The following is a 20500-nucleotide window of genomic DNA, read 5'->3' as shown; positions in this document are numbered from 1 at the left end:
TCGCCGGCGACCACTGTGGAATACACGGCGCAGGTCAAGGCCGACGAGCGTCCCGTATGTGACCTTGGCCAAAGTCTCGTTCCGCAGGTCCGCGCATCTCCATTGACTACGCCTATCTATAGGCGTCTGGAAATCGACTGAACTTAACGATATCCCAGCCGTTACAGAGGACATGGATGTCGCGCCCCAGGTATTCGCGGCGCGGCAACCGCCTTCCATAGTCCATTCCTCTCAGCTCCGGGATCACGATGAAGACCAAGAATCTGCCCTTGTCTGCGCAACTCGCCTTGGGCTTCGGCGCCGTCGTGCTGGTGTTGCTCGTCGTCGGGGCGATCAGCCTGCGTAGCCAGTTCCAGCTCAACGACGCGGTCGCCATCAACGAACACACCTTCAAGGTGCTCGCCACCGGCGAACTGATGCAGGCCAATGCGCTGAACGTGCAGACCAGCACCCGCGGCTATCTGCTGTCCAGCGACAAGGACTATCTGCAGCCGTTCGCCCTCGGCCAGGCCGGCTTCGACAAGAACTTTGCCGAGGCCAAGCACCTGACCGCCGACAACCCGCGGCAGCAGGCGCGCCTGGTGCAGTTGCAGGTCGCGTATCAGCAATTGCTGCAGATCGAGCAGCGGATGATCGCACTGCGCGAGCACTCCGATAGCCAGGAACAGGTCCTGTCCGCGTTCGCCGAGGGCCGCGACCGCAAGACGATGGGGCAGATCCGTTCACTGCTGGGCGCGTTCGCCGATGAGGAAAACGGCTTGCTGGTCAAGCGCAGCCAACAGCTGGAGGCAGTGCGCGCGCAAGGCAAGTGGTCGGTGCTGCTCGGCAGCCTGATCGCGATCCTGGTCGCCGTGGGCATGGGCCTGCTGATCCGCCGCCAGTTGCTCAAGCGCCTGGGCCTGGCGATCGGTGTCGCCGATGCCATCGCCGCGGGCAAGCTGGACAACCGCATCGATGCCCAATCGCGCGACGAGACCGGGCGCCTGCTGGCCAGCATGAGCACCATGCAGACCCAGTTGCGCGACGTCCTGGCGGCGCAGACGGAAATGGCGCAGCGCCACGACGCCGGCCAGATCAGCTACCGCATGGACGAAGCCGCGTTTCCCGGCGACTACGGACGCATGGTCCGCGACAGCAACGCGCTGGTCGCGGCGCATATCGCGGTGAAGATGCGCCTGGTGCAGATCATGGGCCGCTATGCGATCGGCGACCTCAGCGAGGACATGGACAGGCTGCCCGGCGAGAAGGCCGTGCTGGCGCAGACCATGGACACGGTCAAGCAGAACCTGACCGCGATGAACGGGCAGATCAACGAACTCGCCTCCGCCGCGGCGGCCGGCGACTTCAGCGTGCGCGGCGACGCGCAGCGCTTCCAGTACGACTTCCGCAGCATGGTCGACAGCCTCAACCGGTTGATGGGTACCGCCGACGGCAATCTCGAAGCGCTGTCCACGGTATTGAAGGCGATCGCCGCCGGCGATCTGACCGCGCGCATGCACGGCCAATTCAATGGCGTGTTCGCCCGGATGCGCGACGATGCCAATGCCACCGCCGAACAGCTGGGCGGCATCGTTGGCCGGATCCAGACCGCGGCGGTCAGCATCAACGGTGCGGCCAGCGAGATCGCCGCCGGCAACGACGACCTGTCGCGGCGTACCGAGCAGCAAGCGGCCAGCCTGGAGGAAACCGCGGCCTCGATGGAAGAGCTGACCTCCACCGTCAAGCAGAATGCCGAACACGCGCGCCAGGCCGATCAACTCGCGGTCGGCGCGGCCGCCGTCGCTTCGCAAGGCGGTGCGGTGGTCGGCCAGGTGGTGACCACGATGAGCGGCATCCAGGCATCCTCCAGGAAGATCGCCGACATCATCTCGGTGATCGACGGCATCGCCTTCCAGACCAACATCCTGGCCTTGAACGCCGCGGTGGAAGCGGCGCGTGCCGGCGAACAGGGCCGCGGCTTCGCGGTGGTCGCCAGCGAGGTGCGTACCCTCGCTCAGCGCTCGGCCGGCGCGGCCAAGGAGATCAAGGGCCTGATCGACGAGTCGGTCACCCGCGTCGCCGAAGGCACGGTACTGGTCGATCAGGCGGGCCGCACCATGCAGGAAATCGTGGCCTCGGTGCAGCGCGTGACCGACATCATGGGCGAGATCTCCGCCGCCTCGCAGGAGCAGTACGCCGGCATCGAGCAGGTCAACCAGACCGTGAACCAGATGGACGAGAGCACTCAGCAGAACGCTGCGCTGGTGGAGGAAGCCAGCGCGGCCGCGCGCGCGATGGAAGAACAGGCCGGCCAGCTCCTCGGGGCGGTGGCGGTGTTCAAGATCGAGGCGGCCGACACCGCGGCGCCGACCCGCCCTGCGCTGCGCGGCGTGCCCGCCTCGCCTGCGCCCGTGCGCCTGGCGCAGGTATCGCGGGTGCCGGCCGCCGCCGGCACCGCAACGCAATGGCGGGAATTCTGAACCCGAGTATCCGCTCCGCAGCGCGACGTTCCCGATCGGCCGCAGCCCTGCGGCCGATTCAACTTGCGCAATCCGCTGCCGATAAGAACCTAGACGCAGACACCACAGACGCTGCGTCGCGCCAGCGATCGACGCCGCCAATCGCCGGCGCGCGAACCGGTCGGGCGCTCTCCACTTCCGCCAGCCGATGAACGCCATGAGCCCGACTCCAGCCTCCCGCTCCACCAGTGTCGCGACCCGCCTGATGCTCGGCGTGGCGGCGATCGCCGTATTCTGCTTCGGCGTCACCGCCGCGATCATCTACGTGCGCAGCAGCGATACGCTACTGGCCTCGGCCAAGACCGGCATGACCGAAACCGCGCACCTGGAAGCGCAGCGCATTTCCAGCGATGTCGGCGCGGCCTTCGTTTCCAACCAGGTCTTCGCCAACAGCCTGCTGGCGCAGCGCCACCAGGACAAGATGCGCGAGACGTTCAGCGACGTCGTGCTGCGCGAATTGCGCCAGCACCCGGACTGGACCGGCCTGGGCACGCTGTGGGAACCGCAGGCATTCGACGGCAAGGACACCGCCTACAGCAACGCCGAAGGCCACGACGCCAGCGGCCGCTACATGGTGTACTGGGCCTGGCAGGGCGACAAGCAGGTGCGCGAGCCGCTGCGCGACTACGATGTCCCCGGCGTGGGCGACTGGTATCTGAAAGCGCGCCAGCAGCACCGCCCGACCGTGGTCGAACCCTATGTATACGAGATCGGCGGCACCAAGGTGCTGATGACCACGTTGACCACGCCGATCATGGAGGACGGCAAGTTCCTCGGCATCATCAATACCGATTTCGGCCTGGAAAAGTTGCAGCAGCGCCTGGCCAAGCTGCGCCCGCTCGGCGAAGGCCACGTACGCCTGCTGTCGCCTGGCGGCGCGATCATCGCCGATCGCGATGCGGCCCTGGTCGGCAAGAAGCTGGAAGACCCGGGCACGCGCGCGTTGCTGGCCGATATCGCCAAGGGCCAGAACGTGACCCGCGAAGTCGCCGATGCGCAGACCGGCGCCACCGATGTCGAGGTCTATGTGCCGTTGCAGATCGGCCAGGCGCAGGAGCGCTTCGCGTTGGGCGTGGTGGTCCCGCGCGCGGTGCTGATGGCGCAGGCGCGCTCGCTGCTGTGGACCATCGTCGCAGTCGGCCTGTGCGCGGCGCTGCTGCTCAGCGGCGGCCTCTACGTGCTGTTGCGGCGACTGGTGGTCAAGCCGCTGGCCGATGCCGTCGAGGTCTCCGGCGCGGTCGCTGCCGGGCGCCTGGACAGCCGCATCCAATACCCGCGCAACGACGAGCTGGGCCGTCTGTTCGGCGCGCTGCAGCGCATGCAGGAACAGCTGCGCGCGGTCCTGGGTGCGCAGAAGGAAATGGCGCAGCGCCACGACGCCGGCCAGATCAGCTACCGCATGGACGAAACCGCGTTCCCCGGCGACTACGGGCGCATGGTCCGCGACAGCAACGAACTGGCCGCCTCGCACATCGCGGTCAAGCTGCGCCTGGCGCAGATCATGGGCCGCTATGCGATCGGCGACTTCAGCGAGGACATGGACCGGCTGCCCGGCGAGAAGGCGGTGCTGACCGAGACCATGGACACGGTCAAGCAGAACCTGACCGCGATGAACCGCGAGATCAACCAGCTCGCGTCCGCCGCGGCCGCGGGCGACTTCAGCGTGCGCGGCGATGCGCAGCGCTTCCAGTACGACTTCCGCGCCATGGTCGACAGCCTCAACCAGCTGATGGCCACCGCCGACGGCAACCTCGACGCGCTGTCCAAGCTGCTGCAGTCCATCGCCGCCGGCGACCTGACCGCGCGCATGCACGGCGAGTTCAACGGCGTCTTCGCCAGGATGCGCGACGATGCCAACGCCACCGCCGAACAGCTGGCCGACATCGTCGGCCGCATCCAGACCGCGGCGGTCAGCATCAACGGCGCGGCCAGCGAGATCGCCGCCGGCAACGACGACCTGTCGCGCCGCACCGAGCAGCAGGCGGCGAGCCTGGAGGAGACCGCTGCCTCGATGGAAGAGCTCACCTCCACGGTGAAGCAGAACGCCGAGCACGCGCGCCAGGCCAACCAGCTGGCAGTCGGCGCCGCGGCGGTGGCCTCGCAGGGCGGCGCCGTGGTGAGCCAGGTGGTGACCACCATGAGCGGCATCGAGACCTCCTCGAAGAAGATCGCCGACATCATCTCGGTCATCGACGGCATCGCCTTCCAGACCAACATTCTCGCCTTGAACGCCGCGGTGGAAGCGGCCCGTGCTGGTGAGCAAGGCCGCGGTTTCGCGGTTGTCGCCAGCGAGGTGCGTACCCTCGCCCAGCGCTCGGCCGGCGCGGCCAAGGAGATCAAGGGGCTGATCGACGAATCGGTCACCCGCGTCAGCGAAGGCTCGGTGCTGGTCGGCCAGGCCGGCCAGACCATGCAGGAGATCGTGGCCTCGGTGCAACGCGTCACCGACATCATGGGCGAGATCTCGGCCGCCTCGCAGGAGCAGTACGCGGGCATCGAGCAGGTCAACCAGACCGTCACCCAGATGGACGAAGCCACCCAGCAGAACGCCGCGCTGGTCGAGGAAGCCACCGCCGCGGCGCGCTCGATGGAAGAACAGGCCGGACAGCTCACCGCGACCGTGGCCTTGTTCAAGCTCGGCAACTCGGTCGCCTCTTCCGTGGCAGCCGTGGCCAGGCCCGCCATCGTGGACGCCACGCCCGGCGCGAAAGCGCCGGCCGCGAAAACCAGGAGCGCGCCGGCCAAGCGCAGCCAGGCGCCGATACGTGCGGTGCCGAGCAAGCCCGCGAGCGCCAACGAGGCGCAGTGGCACGAGTTCTGAACCGCTGATTCGGCGCGTTCCCGCATCGCTCCGGGAACGCGCCGTCCACGGCCTGCGTAGCAGCATCGCCGCCCGCACAGCATGTTGTGGTGCGACGGCGACGCGATGCCGAGCGCTGCTCGATTGACCTTTCGATGTCCGCTCCAAGCCACTGGTCGGACACATTTAAAGAAAACCCGGACCGGGCCGTTAGCTTGAAGACATTCAGCTAGCTGCATCACGAAAGCGCGACAGCCGGCCGAACGCACCATGCGGCCAGTCGGCGGACAGGCAGCCAAGCACCTGCGTTTCAGGATTGACCGTTCATGGGGATCGCAATGAAGCCTATCGTTCTCGCCAGCTGCCTGACCTTGTTCGGCATCGCCAGCCTCGCTCACGCCGAAGAGGATCCGATCGCCACCGATCGCCCGGACTTCGTCGAATCCAGCCTCACCGTCGGCGACCGCCGGCTGCAGGTCGAGACCAGCGTCGCCTGGGAGCGCGACGGCGATGTCGATGGCTACTCCACGCCCACCCTGTTCCGCTACGGCCTCGGTCCGACCTGGGAACTGCGCCTGGAGACCGACGGCTGGCAGCAGTTCGATGCGCCCGGCCAGGCCGACGTCTCCGGCTTCGCCGATGTCTCGCTCGGGATCAAGCACCACCTGGCCAGTTCCGACGACGGCAGCGCCTCGCTGGCCTGGCTGCTGCACGTGGATCTGCCCAGCGGCGCGCGCGCCCTGCGCGGCCATGGCGCGCGGCCATCGTTCCGGCTGGTCGCCGAGTGGGAACTCAGCGAGACGCTATCGGCCGGGGTGATGCCCGGCGTGATCTGGGACGACGACGGCGATGGCCATCGCTACGCCGCCGGCATCTTCGGCGTCGTGGTCGGCAAGGCATGGACCGAACACAGCCGCTCGTTCGTCGAACTGGCGTTGCCGCAGATCGCCAACAGCGACGACGGCGGCACCGTCGCCCTGCTCGACGTCGGCTCGGCCTGGTTGCTGAGCAACGACGTGCAGCTGGACGCGGTCTACAGCTACGGTCTCAACGACCGTTCGCCGGATCACGCGCTCGGCGTCGGTCTGTCCTTCCGCTTCTGAACCAGGCGACGCCGATGAAGATCATGCACATGCTCGCAATCCTGGTGCTGGTAGCGGTGCTCGCGCTGCTCGCGCTGGGCGGCGTCGGCTACAACGCACAGCACGGGTTGCTGAGCGCGGTCGCCGCGCAGGTCACCTCCTCCGATGCGCTGCGCAACCACATGCAGGCGGACATGATGCACGACGCCCTGCGCGGCGACGTCACCACCGCGCTGCTGGCCGGCTCGCGGCAGGACGACGCCGGCATCAAGGCCGCGCGCGTCTCGCTGGCCGAGCACGCCGCGGAGTTCCGCCAAGCCCTGGCCGAGAGCCGCAAACTGCCGCTGGATCCCGGTTTGCGCACCGAGCTGGATGCGGTCGCGCCCGCCCTACAGAGCTACATCGCCGCCGCGGACCAGGTGGTGACCCTGGCCGAAGCGCATGCGGACAGCACCGCCGCCTATGCCGCGTTCAGCGAGAGCTTCGAGCAGCTGGAGACGCGCATGGGCGCGATCAGCGAACACATCCTGGCGTTGAACCAGGCCAGCCGCAGCGCCGCCGAACAGCGCAGCCGCCGCGCCACCTGGCAGCAGGCCGGCGCCGTGGTGCTGGCCGTGCTGTGCCTGGGCCTGGCCGCCGCCTGGATCCTGCGCTCGGTGTCGCGCCTGCTCGGCGGCGAGCCGCGCGTGGCCATGGCCGCCGCCCAGCACATCGCCGAAGGCCGCCTGGACCAGCCGATCCCGGTCGCCGCCAAGCACGCGCACAGCCTGATGGCGGCGCTGGCGCGGATGCAGCGCGAACTGCGCGAACGGATCGAACGCGAGCGCAGCGTCGCCGCCGAGAACCTGCGCATCCGCATCGCGCTGGACAACGCCTCGACCGGCATGTACATCGCCGATCCCGACCTGACCATCGTCTACGCCAACGGCGCGCTGCAGAAACTGCTGCACACCTATGCCGACGACATCCGCGCCTGCGCCCCGGCCTTCGATGGTTCGGCGGCCCTGCTCGGCCAGTCGGTGTCGCTGCTGGAAGTGGGCAACTCGCAGGACGCGGAGATCTACCAGCGGCTCGACCGCCAGGGTGCGGCGCAGCGCGAAGTGCGCTATCGCGGCGCCTGCATCTCCCAGGAGATTTCCGCGATCCGCAACGAGGCCGGCGCCCACGTCGGGTTCGTCTGCGAATGGCGCGACCGCACCGCCGAGGCCAAGGTCGAAGTGGAAGTGGCCGAAGTCGTGCGCAGCGCCGCCGCCGGCGATCTGTCCAAGCGCATCGACAGCCATGGCAAGCAGGGCTTCTTCCTGTTGCTGGCGCAGCAGCTCAACGGCCTGCTCGACGCCAATGCGGTCAGCATCGCCGAAGTCTCGCGCCTGCTCAGCGCGCTGGCCGACGGCGACCTGGGCGCACGCATGCACGGCGATTTCCACGGCGTGTTCGCCCGCATGCGCGACGATGCCAACGCCACCGCGGAACGGCTCGCCGGCATCGTCGGCCGTATCCAGGAAGCCAGCGGCAACATCCACACCGCCGCCAGCGAAATCGCGCAAGGCAACAGCGACCTGTCGCACCGCACCGAGCAGCAGGCCACCAGCCTGGAGCAGACCGCCGCGTCGATGGAAGAGCTGACCTCCACGGTCAAGCAGAACGCCGAGCACGCGCGCCAGGCCAACCAGCTGGCGGTCGGCGCCGCGGCGGTGGCCTCGCAAGGCGGCGAGGTGGTCGCCCAGGTGGTGACCACGATGAGCGGCATCGAGACCTCGTCGAAGAAGATCGCCGACATCATCTCGGTGATCGACGGCATCGCCTTCCAGACCAATATCCTGGCGCTCAATGCGGCGGTGGAAGCGGCGCGTGCCGGCGAGCAGGGCCGCGGCTTCGCGGTCGTCGCCAGCGAGGTGCGGACGCTGGCCCAGCGCTCGGCCAATGCCGCCAAGGAAATCAAGGGCCTGATCGACGAGTCGGTCGGCCGCGTCGCCCAAGGCTCGATGCTGGTCAACCGCGCCGGCCAGACCATGCAGGAGATCGTGTCCTCAGTGCAGCGCGTCACCGACATCATCGGCGAGATCTCCGCGGCCTCGCAGGAGCAGTCGCAGGGCATCGAGCAGGTCAACCGTACCGTGACCCAGATGGACGAGACCACCCAGCAGAACGCCGCGCTGGTGGAAGAAGCCACCGCCGCGGCACGCTCGATGGAAGAGCAGTCGGCGCAGCTGAGCGACGCGGTCGCGGTGTTCCGGCTGGTCCAGGCCACCACCGCCCGCAAGGCCGGCGTCCCCGCGCTTTCTGCGCTCCCGGCGCGCCCTGCCGCGGTTGCCGAACCCGTGCGGCGAAGCCCCGCCCAGGCGGACGCGCAAGCCATCGCCGATGCGATCGATGCGCAATGGCAGACATCCTGACCTGCGGAAGGGAAATCGTTCAGGTCGGCGTATCGCCCTGAGTCCGGCGCCCCATCCATAACTCACCCGCCGCGCCGATATTGCATTCAGGCGAAGGCAATAAACGCAGCAAAGCAGTCCAGTCACTTTCTTCATTCGCCTACCGCCACGTCGCGTCGTTCCAGGCAACGCCTCTCCGCAGAGGCGTTGCGCCACTGGAGCGACATCGCCATCTCCGGTAACCAATGAGGTCAGTCATGAACTCGCTATTGCAACGCTACAACGTCGGGCGCCGCCTGGCCGCGGCCTTCGGCCTGTTGATCCTGCTGTCCGTCCTGCTGGTCGCAGCGGGCCTGTTGTCGATGTCCAGCGCTCGCAAGCAGCTGGACGGCATCGTCAAGACCAACATGGAAAAGATCCGCCTGTCGTCCGAAATGCTGGACGCGAACTCGGGCATCGCCGTGGCGGTGCGCAACGCCACCATCGTCACCTCGCCCGAGGACAACCAGAAGGCGCTGGACATCTTTGCCGCCGAGCGCAAGCGCTACAACGAGAACCGCGACGCGCTGTACGCGACCGCGACCAATGCCGAAGGCCAGAAGATTCGCGACACGATCAACGCGCGCCGCGAAAAAGTGCGCCTGCTGAACGACCGGGTCATGGCGCTTTCCAAGAACAACCAGAACGCACAGGCGCAGGCGCTGCTGATCAGCGAAGCCGGCCCGGCGATGGACAGCTGGCAGGACGCCATCCGCGCCGACGTCGCGATGCAGCGCAGGGCGAGCCAGCAGGCCTACGCCGCGGCCGTGGCGGCGATGACGACCGGCCGCAACGTGCTGATCGCCGGCGGTATCGCGGTGGTGGTGATCAGCGGCCTGCTCGCCTGGCTGATCACCCGCAGCCTGACCCAGCCGCTGAGCCTGGCCACCCGCGTGGCCGAAAACATCGCTGCCGGCAAACTGGACGACGACATCCACAGCGACGCCCACGACGAGACCGGCCGCCTGCTCGCCAGCATGAAGCGGATGCAGGGCCAGTTGCAGGCCGTGCTCACCGCGCAGCTGGAGATGGCCCGCCGCCACGACACCGGCCAGATCAGCTACCGCATGGATGCCGCGGCATTCCCCGGCGACTACGGGCGCATGGTCCACGACAGCAACGCGCTGGCGGCCTCGCACATCGCGGTCAAGCTGCGCCTGGCGCAGATCATGGGCCGCTATGCGATCGGCGACTTCAGCGAGGACATGGACCGGCTGCCCGGCGAGAAGGCGGTGCTGACCGAGACGATGGACACGGTCAAGCAGAACCTCAGCGCGATGAACCGCGAGATCAACCAGCTCGCGTCCGCCGCGGCCGCTGGCGACTTCAGCGTGCGCGGCGATGCGCAGCGCTTCCAGTACGATTTCCGCGCGATGGTCGACAGCCTCAACCAGCTGATGGCCACCGCCGACGGCAACCTCGACGCGCTGTCCAAGCTGCTGCAGTCCATCGCCGCCGGCGACCTGACCGCGCGCATGCACGGCGAGTTCCAGGGCGTGTTCGCGCGGATGCGCGACGACGCCAATGCCACCGCCGAGCAGCTGGCCGACATCGTCGGCCGCATCCAGACCGCGGCGGTCAGCATCAACGGCGCGGCCAGCGAGATCGCCGCCGGCAACGACGACCTGTCGCGCCGCACCGAGCAGCAGGCGGCGAGCCTGGAGGAAACCGCCGCGTCGATGGAAGAACTGACATCCACCGTGAAGCAGAACGCCGAGCATGCGCGCCAGGCCAACCAGTTGGCGGTCGGCGCCGCCACTGTCGCCTCGCAAGGCGGCGAGGTGGTCGGCAAGGTGGTGAGCACGATGAGCGGCATCGAGACCTCGTCGAAGAAGATCGCCGACATCATCTCGGTGATCGACGGCATCGCGTTCCAGACCAATATCCTGGCGCTCAATGCGGCGGTGGAAGCGGCACGTGCCGGCGAACAAGGCCGCGGTTTCGCCGTGGTCGCCAGCGAGGTGCGTACCCTCGCCCAGCGCTCCGCCGGTGCGGCCAAGGAGATCAAGAGCCTGATCGACGAGTCGGTCACCCGCGTCACCGAAGGCTCGGTGCTGGTCGACCATGCCGGGCGGACCATGCAGGAGATCGTGGCCTCGGTGCAGCGCGTCACCGACATCATGGGCGAGATCTCCGCCGCCTCGCAGGAACAGTACGCGGGCATCGAACAGGTCAACCAGAGCGTGACCCAGATGGACGAGACCACCCAGCAGAATGCCGCGCTGGTCGAGGAAGCCACCGCCGCGGCGCGCTCGATGGAGGAGCAGGCGGTGCAACTGCGCGGTGCGGTCTCGGTGTTCAAGATCGACGGCGCCGCCACGTCGCAGAAGCGTCCTGCCGCGGCCGCGCCCTCTGTCGCGGCCGTGGTCAAGGCACAGGTCGCCGCCGCGACGCGTGCGGCGCGCAACGTCCCCAAGCCGTCGGCCGCAAGCAGCAACGACGCAAGCTGGCAGGAATTCTGAGAAGCGCGGTCGCCACACCGCACGGTGTGGCGACCGCGCATCCCGGAAACCGCGAGGCACTGCCTGCCTGAATATCGGCATTGGGATATCCCGACAGGGACAATCCATCAGCCAAGGCTCCCCGCCCCTCAGCGTCGCTGTCCGGCGCCTGGCATCGCCATGGATGCGATCGCCCACCATCGCATCCACGGTTGCCAGCAACGCACCTGGTGCGGCGCATCGACCACAGGCTCGAACACGGCCTGACATGGCGCAATCCCTGGGACACCACAACGCCGATCGTTGCCTTGGCGTTGCATGGACGATGGCTCCGGAAGAGATCGGCATCCTTAACATCGCTGCATCGCGCCGAGCGCATAGACCTCGGGCGTCCGCCAGCATCGCCCATTGCCGGATCAAGGCATGAGAATCATTCGCGCGCGCCGCATAAAAACCATGGCCTCGCGCGCTGGGGGCGATTCTGGGATCGCTATCGTGGACCGAACTTTTTCCCGTTGGCGCACTAAAGTCCGGCCGGCGATTGCCGCTAAAGTCTCAGTACGAGAATTTGTCTAGAAAATACTACTAAAGTTTTGGCCTGCCCTCGTTAGGCGGTCGCTGCCCGACGCATCGACACCGCTTGCGGCTAGGTGAACAGCGCCAACGACTTCTACCTGTGTGTGCTTCACGTCTGCCGGCTCAGCGCCGCGTGGACCGCTTTTCCTGCCTGGCCGCTGCCGCCGGCACTGCACTTACTTTCACAGTTCGATCGTCGTTCACCTGACCGGTACAGCCAAAATGAAATCAAAGAACCTCACTATCTCCACCCAGCTCGCGCTCGGCTTTGGCGCCGTGGTGCTGGTCATGCTCATCGTGGGTGCCATCAGCCTCAGCAGCCAGTTCAAATTGAACAGTGCGATGGGCATCAACGAGCATACCTTCCAGGTGCTGGCGACCGGCGAAGCGATGCAGGCGAACGCCCTGAATATCGAGACCGGTACGCGCGGCTACCTGCTGTCCGGCGACAAGAAGCATCTGCAGCCTTTCAGCAATGGCCAAGTGGGCTTCGAAAAGAGCTACGCCGAAGCCAAGCAACTGACCGCGGACAATCCCGAGCAACAGCGGCGTCTGGTCGCACTGGAAAAGGCCTACCAGCAGCTGCTGGCAGCCGAGAGGGACGCCATCGCACTGCGCGAAACCGCCACCAGTGCCGAGCAGGTGGTGCCGATGTTCCTGGAAGGCCGCGACCGCGCCGCGATGGCGGGCATCCGCTCCACGATCGGCGAGTTCTCCAACGAAGAACGTGTATTGCTGACCAAGCGCGCCGCGGAGCTGGAGGCGGTGCGTGCGCGCGGCAAGTGGTCGGTGTTGATCGGCAGCCTGATCGCGATCCTGGTCGCCGTGGGCATGGGCCTGCTGATCCGCCGCCAGTTGCTCAAGCGCCTGGGCCAGGCCATCACGGTCGCCGATGCCATCGCCTCGGGCAAGCTCGACAACGCCATCGATACCCAGTCGCGCGACGAGACCGGCCGGCTGCTGATCAGCATGGACAAGATGCAGGGTCAGTTGCAGGCGGTCATGGCGGCGCAGACCGAGATGGCCAAGCGCCATGATGCCGGCCAGATCAGCTATCGCATGGACGCCAAGGCGTTCCCCGGCGAATACGGCCGCATGGTCCACGACAGCAACGAACTGGCCGCTTCGCACATCGCGGTCAAGATGCGCCTGGCGCAGATCATGGGCCGCTACGCGATCGGCGATTTCAACGACGACATGGACCGCCTGCCCGGTGAGAAAGCGGTGTTGACCGAGACCATGGACACGGTCAAGCAGAATCTGACCGCGATGAACCGCGAGATCGGCCAGCTGGCCACCGCCGCGGCCGCCGGCGACTTCAGCGTGCGCGGCGATGCGCAGCGCTTCCAGTACGACTTCCGCGCCATGGTCGACAGCCTCAACCAGCTGATGGCCACCGCCGACGGCAACCTGGAATCCTTATCCACGCTGCTGCAGGCCATCGCTGCCGGCGACCTGACCGCGCGCATGAACGGCGAGTTCCAGGGCGTGTTCGCCAAGATGCGCGACGACGCCAACGCCACCTCGGAGCAGCTGGCGGCCATCGTCGGTCGCATCCAGACCGCCGCACTGAGCATCAACAGCGCCTCCAGCGAGATCGCCACCGGCAACGACGACCTGTCGCGCCGCACCGAGCAGCAGGCGGCGAGCCTGGAAGAAACCGCCGCCTCGATGGAAGAGCTGACCTCCACCGTCAAGCAGAATGCCGAACACGCGCGTCAGGCCAACCAGCTCGCGGTCGGCGCGGCCTCGGTGGCTTCGCAGGGTGGCGAGGTGGTCGGCCAGGTGGTGACCACGATGAGCGGCATCGAGACCTCTTCGAAGAAGATCGCCGACATCATCTCGGTCATCGACGGCATCGCCTTCCAGACCAATATCCTGGCCTTGAATGCCGCCGTGGAAGCGGCGCGTGCGGGCGAACAGGGCCGCGGCTTCGCCGTGGTCGCCAGCGAGGTGCGGACGCTGGCCCAGCGCTCGGCCAACGCGGCCAAGGAAATCAAGAGCCTGATCGACGACTCGGTGAGCCAGGTGTCCAACGGCTCGGCGCTGGTGCGCCAGGCGGGCCAGACCATGACCGAGATCGTGTCCTCGGTCCAGCGCGTCACCGACATCATGGGCGAGATCTCCGCCGCCTCGCAGGAGCAGTACGCCGGCATCGAGCAGGTCAACCAGACCGTGACCCAGATGGACGAGGCCACCCAGCAGAACGCCGCCCTGGTCGAGGAAGCCACCGCGGCCGCACGCTCGATGGAAGAGCAGGCACGCCAGCTCACCGAGACTGTCGCGGTGTTCAAGATCGACGATGCTCCCGCGAGCGCGAGCCGGCGCCAGGCGGCCAACGCTCCGGCGGTGGTCGCCGTGGTCAAGGCGCAGGTGGCGGCGGCGACCCGCGCCGTGCGCAGCGCTCCGCCCAAGCGCGTGGCCAGCACCGGCGGCGACACCAGCTGGCACGAGTTCTAAGCCAGCCGTCGCCAAGCCGACTCGGGCATGGCGATCGTGTTGAGGCGGCCGCAGCTTGGCCGCTTCTCCTCCGCGCAAACACACCGATCATGCGAATGCCGGCAGCCACGCTGCCGGTTGCCAATTGCGGGTTGCGGTTGCGGGCTAAAGCGCCTGCCGCGCCGGGCGGGCATTGCGCCAGTGGCGATAACGCAAGCACGCTGTAATGCCCCCATCACGCTCAGGCGACAGTCGATCGCCGGCTGGCGCGTACATCGGCAACGCTTCAGCAATCCCGCAGGCGTGCCGCTAAAGCCTTACTTCCAAAACGTTACGCAGGCCGCCATCGCCATGGGACATCTTCCGACCGCGCTGGGACCGTCTGTCATGCTGCCATTGGCGGCCGTTCTGCAACGGCCGGCAGCGGATGCTCGACGCCTGCAGTCACGGACCGCCTGATCCGTCATCCACGATGACGCTCAGAGATTTTCCATGACCCCGTCCATCCATACAGCTTCCGGCCATCCCCTTCCCTCCACCGGACCGCGCCGGCTGCTGCGTGGCTGGCACGATCTGGCCATCGCCAGGAAGCTCAGCATCATCGGCATCCTCGCCCTGCTCGGGCTGGTGATCCCGGTGTTGCTCTACAGCGACAAGCTCGACGAAAGCGTCGGCATCAGCCGCAACGAACTGCGCAGCTATGCACCACTGCACGAAATGTTGTCGCTGCTGGCTGCGCTGCAGGCGCAACGCGTCGAAACCGGGGCTGCCGCCGCAGCGTCGGCGCGGCGCGCGGACCGCGCCCTGACCGATCTGCAACGAAACGTCGCCACGTTGCCCGGCTTCGAAAACAGCGCCAAGGCGCTGGCGCGCCTGCGTCAGGCGCTGACCGACGCGCAGGGCGACAGCGGCGCTGTCGCCGAGCAGGCTTCTGCCGCATTGGATGCGATGCGCGACGACAGCCAACTGGTCTATACCCCCTATGTGGAGAGCTACCACCTGGTCGTGGCCAGCCTGATCTACGGCCCCGATACCAGCGAGGCACTGACGCGCCTGGACGCGGCCGCCGATCCGTCCCAGGCCGCTGCGCAGACACCGGTGCTGCGCGAGCAGATCGCGCAGATCGCGCGCGACCATGCCCGGCTGCGCAACGAACTGGAAAAAGCGATCGGCCTGCTTGAGCAAGCGGATCCGGCGCTGGCCCAGGCCGTCGCCGGCGAGGCGGGCCGCGCCGACCAGGCCTTGCTGCAACTGTCCGCCGCGCTGGACAGCGGCGCGCCCGATGCCGACCGGCACTGGAACCGCGCGCTTGACGATTGGGGCCAGGCGCTGCAATCGCTGAGCACGACCTCGCTGCAGGCCCTCCAGCGCCAGTCGGCGCGGCACCTGGCGGACGCACGCAGCGCGATGTGGCGGACGATCGCCGGACTGAGCCTGCTGACACTGCTGATCATGGCCTTGTGTGTGCATACCCTGTCGGCATTGACCCGCAACGTACGCCGTGCCGCCGACGCCGCCGCGCAGATTGCGCAGGGACGCCTGGACACGGCGATCGTGGTTTCCAGCCGCGACGAAAGCGGTCAATTGCTGGAAAACATGCGACAGATGCAGCAGCAGCTACAGCATGTGCTGTCGGCGCAGGTCGAGATGGCGCAGCGCCACGACGCCGGCCAGATCAGCTACCGCATGGACGAAAGCGCTTTTCCCGGCGAGTACAGGCGCATGATCCGCGACAGCAATGCGCTGGCCGCGGCGCATATCGCGGTCACGCTGCGTCTGGCGCAAATCGCAGGTCGGTACGCGATCGGCGACCTCAGCGAGGACATGGACCGCCTGCCCGGCGAAAAAGCCGTGCTGACCGAAACCATGGACACCGTCAAGCAGAACCTGACCGCGATGAACCGCGAGATCGGCCAGTTGGCCACCGCCGCGGCCGCCGGCGACTTCAGCGTGCGCGGCGATGCGCAGCGCTTCCAGTACGACTTCCGCGCCATGGTCGACAGCCTCAACCAGCTAATGGCGACCGCCGATGGCAACCTCGACGCGCTGTCCAAGCTGCTGCAGGCCATCGCCGCCGGCGACCTGACCGCACGCATGCGCGGCGAGTTTCATGGCGTGTTCGCGACCATGCGCGACGACGCCAATGCCACCACCGCGCAACTGGCCGACATCGTCGGCCGCATCCAGACCGCGGCAGTCAGCATCAATGCCGCGTCCAGCGAGATCGCCACCGGCAACGACGACCTGTCGCGGCGCACCGAGCAGCAGGCGGCGAGCCTGGAAGAAACCGCCGCCTCGATGGAGGAACTGACTTCCACCGTCAAGCAGAACGCCGAGCATGCGCGCCAGGCAAATCAGCTCGCGGTCGGCGCCGCGGCGGTCGCTTCGCAAGGTGGCGACGTGGTCGCCCAGGTGGTGAGCACGATGGGCGGCATCGAGACCTCCTCGAAGAAAATCGCCGACATCATCTCGGTCATCGACGGCATCGCCTTCCAGACCAACATCCTGGCCCTGAACGCCGCGGTGGAAGCGGCGCGTGCCGGCGAGCAGGGCCGCGGTTTCGCCGTGGTCGCCTCTGAAGTGCGTACCCTGGCCCAGCGCTCGGCCGGCGCGGCCAAGGAGATCAAGGGCCTGATCGACGAGTCGGTGACCCGGGTCAGCGAAGGCTCGGCGCTGGTCGGCAAGGCCGGCCAGACCATGCAGGAGATCGTGTCCTCGGTGCAGCGCGTGACCGACATCATGGGCGAGATCTCCGCCGCTTCGCAGGAACAGTACGCCGGCATCGAGCAGGTCAACCAGACCGTCACCCAGATGGACGAGGCCACCCAGCAGAACGCCGCGCTGGTCGAGGAAGCCACCGCGGCCGCGCGCTCGATGGAAGAACAGGCCGGGCAGCTCACCGAAACCGTCGCCCTGTTTAAGATCGATGCCGCCCCTGCCGCGCCTGCCGCGCCGTCGCAGCGGCCCCGCCCCGCCCCGCTGTCCAAGGCGCCGGCGAGCGCACCGGCAGCGGCGATCAAGCGCAAGCCGCAGCCGGCGCGCGCCGGCCACGGTGGCGGAGCCATGGCCGAGTCGCAGTGGCACGAGTTCTGACGGGCGCCATGCCAGTATGCTGACAGCATCGGCCGCGGAGCATTCGCGGCCGATGTCGTTTGCGCCACCGCGGCAACCGCGGTGGGCGGACCGGACGCAATGGCATAGCGCCAACGCCGTTCACGGCCTCCAGCATGGAATCGGAGATCCCCGCGCATAGCGGCACCTGCAGGCTGCCGCCCCGCCCAAGCTGCGCGCAAATCTGGGCGCTGCGCCAGCATCGAATGCATAGATCCAGGGCACGACCGACTGTCTTCGACCCTGTCGCTTATCGCCATGAGATTCCTGGCGTTCCTTGCTCGTATGCGCAGGCAGGGAACGCATTTGCCTCGAAAGCGTCATCGATCCTAAAGCCCCACCCCTTCCCGTCGATAACGTGAAGAGCCGGTGAATGTCGGCGCATCGCCTGCCCGAATGCCATGTACGACGACGCCACCACCGCCGGAGGAAATTCTCCCCGTTCATCGTCCCTCCCCGTCGGTGCGCTGTTGCTCGCCTTGTGGGCGGCGTGGGCGGCGGCCAGCCTGGCGTTCCTCGGCAAGCCGCCGGCCACCGCCAGCGCCGAGGATATCCGCCGGCAATTGCAGGCATTCGTGTCTTCCATGCCGCCGCGCGGCCAGGCCGTGGCGTTCCAGTTGCGCGTGACCGGATGCGGCTGCAAGCCGCGCGCACTGGCGTCTGCGCCGCCCGGCCTGCTCAGTATCGACCTGAGCGACAGGCCAGCACCCAAGGCCTTGCCGTATGCGCTGATCGTGTTCGGCGCCGACGATCGCCTGGTCTACGCCGGACCGTCGCAAATCGAAGGCTGCGGCGACGCCATCCCCGCCGCCTCGCTGGTCCCGCGTCTGCTCGCGGCCGGCGATGCGTCGCCGCTGGTCCTCTTTACCCACTGTGCATGCCCCAAGGAATTATCCGCATGAGCGCATCGAACACCCAGGGAAGCTTCCTCGTAGGCAACGAGCGCTACGTGTATCTGCAAAAACTGGCCGCGGAGGCCGACCGGCTGTTCCTGGCGGTGGCCGCGGTCGTCGGCGTCGTCAGCCTCGCCGTCGCCTGGCGCCAGGGCGTGTGGACGCCGTGGCTGGCGGTGACGCTGCCGACCCTGGCGGTCATCGCCCTGCAGGTGAAGCTCTATCCCGGCACGTTGCTGAGCCGCTGCACCGTGGCGCTGGGCCTGATGGTGCTGGCCGCGGTGCTGATCCAGCAGGCCGGCGGCATGACCGAAGTCCACTTCGGCGTGATCGTGCTGATCGCCTTGCTGCTGTACTACCGCGACTGGCGGCCGATCGTGGTCGCCTCCGCAGCCATCGCCGTCCACCACCTGCTGTTCTTCTGGCTGCAGCATCGCGGCCTGCCGCTGCGTGCGTTCGCCGCTGGCGCCGGGATCGACATCCTGGCCATCCACGCGGGCTATGTGATGGCCGAAGCCGGCATCTTGGTGGCGATGGCCGTGCAGATGCGCAGGCAGCTGCTGGACGTCGGCCACGATCCGCGCGACCTGTCGCTGCTGGCGCGCGCCATCGCCCGCCAGCAACCGCTGCCGGCCTCGATCCGCGGCCTGGCGCTGCCGGAAGGCTCGATCGCCCATACCCTGGTGGTGGCCAGCGAGCAGTTGCTGAGCGGCCGCGAACAGGAGGCGGAAGCCCATCGCGATAACCTTCGCATCCGCAGCGCGCTGGAAAACGTCACCACCAACGTGATGATCGCCGACGCCGACCGCAACATCGTCTACGTCAACAAGCCGCTGGCGCGCATGCTGCTGGCCGCGCAGGACGACCTGCGCCGCGACCTTCCCGGCTTCGATGCCAACGACCTGCTGACGCGCAACATCGACATCTTCCACAAGCGGCCCGAGCACCAGGCCAAGCTGCTGGCGTCGCTGCAGCAGACCCATACCGCGCAGATCCGGGTGGGCGGGCGCACCATGCGCCTGATCGTCAACCCGGTGCTGGATGGCGACGGCAACCGCCTCGGCTTCGTCGTCGAATGGGCCGACCGCACCGATGAAGTGGCGGTGGAAGAGGAAATCGCCGGCATCGTGCGCGGCGCGGTCGCCGGCGACCTCGACGGCCGCGTGCGCCTGGACAACAAGCACGGCTTCCTGTTGCTGTTGGCCGAACAGATCAATGCCATGCTGGAAGCCAGCGCCTCCGGCCTGGCGCATATCCAGCACATGCTGCAGGCGCTGGCCGAGGGCAACCTGTCCACCCGCATCGACGCCGACCTGCAAGGCGTCTACGCCGGCATGAAGGAACACGCCAACACCACCGCCGAACAGCTGGCGACGATCGTGCGCCAGATCCAGGGCGCCTCCGATGCGATCAATACCGCCGCCGGCGAGATCGCCGCCGGCAACGACGACCTGTCGCGGCGCACCGAGCAACAGGCCGCCAGCCTGGAAGAGACCGCCGCGTCGATGGAGGAGCTGACCTCCACGGTCAAGCAGAACGCCGAGCATGCGCGCCAGGCCAACCAGCTGGCGGTCGGCGCGGCCTCGGTCGCCTCGCAGGGCGGCAACGTGGTGAGCCAGGTGGTGGCCACGATGAGCGGCATCGAGACCTCCTCGAAGAAGATCGCCGACATCATCTCGGTCATCGACGGCATCGCCTTCCAGACCAACATCCTCGCCTTGAACGCCGCGGTGGAAGCGGCGCGTGCCGGCGAACAGGGCCGCGGCTTCGCGGTGGTCGCCAGCGAGGTGCGCACCCTGGCCCAGCGCTCGGCCGGCGCGGCCAAGGAGATCAAGGGCCTGATCGACGAGTCGGTCGGCCGCGTCGCCGAAGGCTCGGCGCTGGTCGACCAGGCCGGCCGCACCATGCAGGAGATCGTGGCCTCGGTGCAACGCGTGACCGACATCATGGGCGAGATCTCCGCCGCCTCGCAGGAGCAGTCCGCCGGCATCGAGCAGGTCAACCAGACCGTCACCCAGATGGACGAGGCCACCCAGCAGAACGCCGCCCTGGTCGAGGAAGCCACCGCCAATGCCCGCACGATGGAAGGCCAGGCCGGCGAGCTGGCGCGGGCGGTCGCCTCGTTCACCCTGGAGCGGCATCCGCAGGGCGGCGCGGGCGGCAACGTCGCCACATTACATCCAGGCTACAAAAAAGCCGGACACGGCCGATAGGATCGTGGGACGGGGCGGAAACGCATCGTTCCA

Annotated in this window: 9 protein-coding genes; all 9 read left to right on the top strand. The window is 67.7% G+C overall.

Annotated features, from left to right (window positions below; genetic code table 11):
- The first annotated feature begins 248 nt into the window (after nt 1-248).
- The 9 genes from VDQ83_RS02245 to VDQ83_RS02205 all read left to right on the top strand — a co-directional run bounded on the left by VDQ83_RS02245 (nt 249) and on the right by VDQ83_RS02205 (nt 20467).
- Nucleotides 249-2459: a methyl-accepting chemotaxis protein gene (locus VDQ83_RS02245; RefSeq protein ID WP_455433713.1), complete on the top strand. Its 2211-nt coding sequence runs from the start codon at nt 249-251 to the stop codon at nt 2457-2459.
- Between the two features lie 187 nt (nt 2460-2646).
- A complete protein-coding gene (locus VDQ83_RS02240) occupies nt 2647-5319 on the top strand; it encodes a methyl-accepting chemotaxis protein (RefSeq protein WP_455433712.1) in 2673 nt (890 codons plus the stop codon).
- A 317-nt stretch (nt 5320-5636) separates the two neighbouring features.
- A complete protein-coding gene (locus VDQ83_RS02235) occupies nt 5637-6401 on the top strand; it encodes a transporter (protein ID WP_455433711.1) in 765 nt (254 codons plus the stop codon).
- Between the two features lie 14 nt (nt 6402-6415).
- Nucleotides 6416-8776, top strand: coding sequence for a methyl-accepting chemotaxis protein (locus tag VDQ83_RS02230; RefSeq protein WP_455433710.1), 2361 nt, complete (start codon nt 6416-6418; stop codon nt 8774-8776).
- Nucleotides 8777-9012: 236 nt separating this feature from the next.
- The gene (locus VDQ83_RS02225) at nt 9013-11256 is read left to right on the top strand and encodes a methyl-accepting chemotaxis protein (protein ID WP_455433709.1); all 2244 of its coding nucleotides are present in this window, start codon (nt 9013-9015) and stop codon (nt 11254-11256) included.
- Between the two features lie 777 nt (nt 11257-12033).
- Nucleotides 12034-14271, top strand: a complete 2238-nt coding sequence (locus tag VDQ83_RS02220; protein ID WP_455433708.1) for a methyl-accepting chemotaxis protein — start codon at nt 12034-12036, stop codon at nt 14269-14271.
- A 471-nt stretch (nt 14272-14742) separates the two neighbouring features.
- Nucleotides 14743-17343, top strand: a complete 2601-nt coding sequence (locus VDQ83_RS02215) for a methyl-accepting chemotaxis protein (RefSeq protein WP_455433707.1) — start codon at nt 14743-14745, stop codon at nt 17341-17343.
- Nucleotides 17344-17762: 419 nt separating this feature from the next.
- A complete protein-coding gene (locus VDQ83_RS02210) occupies nt 17763-18263 on the top strand; it encodes a hypothetical protein (RefSeq protein WP_455433706.1) in 501 nt (166 codons plus the stop codon).
- Complete coding sequence (locus VDQ83_RS02205) at nt 18260-20467, top strand: methyl-accepting chemotaxis protein (RefSeq protein ID WP_455433705.1); 2208 nt, start codon at nt 18260-18262, stop codon at nt 20465-20467. Before VDQ83_RS02210 ends, VDQ83_RS02205 begins: the two co-directional genes overlap by 4 nt.
- Nucleotides 20468-20500: the final 33 nt, after the last annotated feature.

It is taken from the genome of Xanthomonas sp. WHRI 7945, from assembly GCF_035026585.1.
The sequence above is the reverse complement of the archived record's forward strand: the minus strand, read 5'-3'. Positions and strand labels throughout refer to the sequence as shown.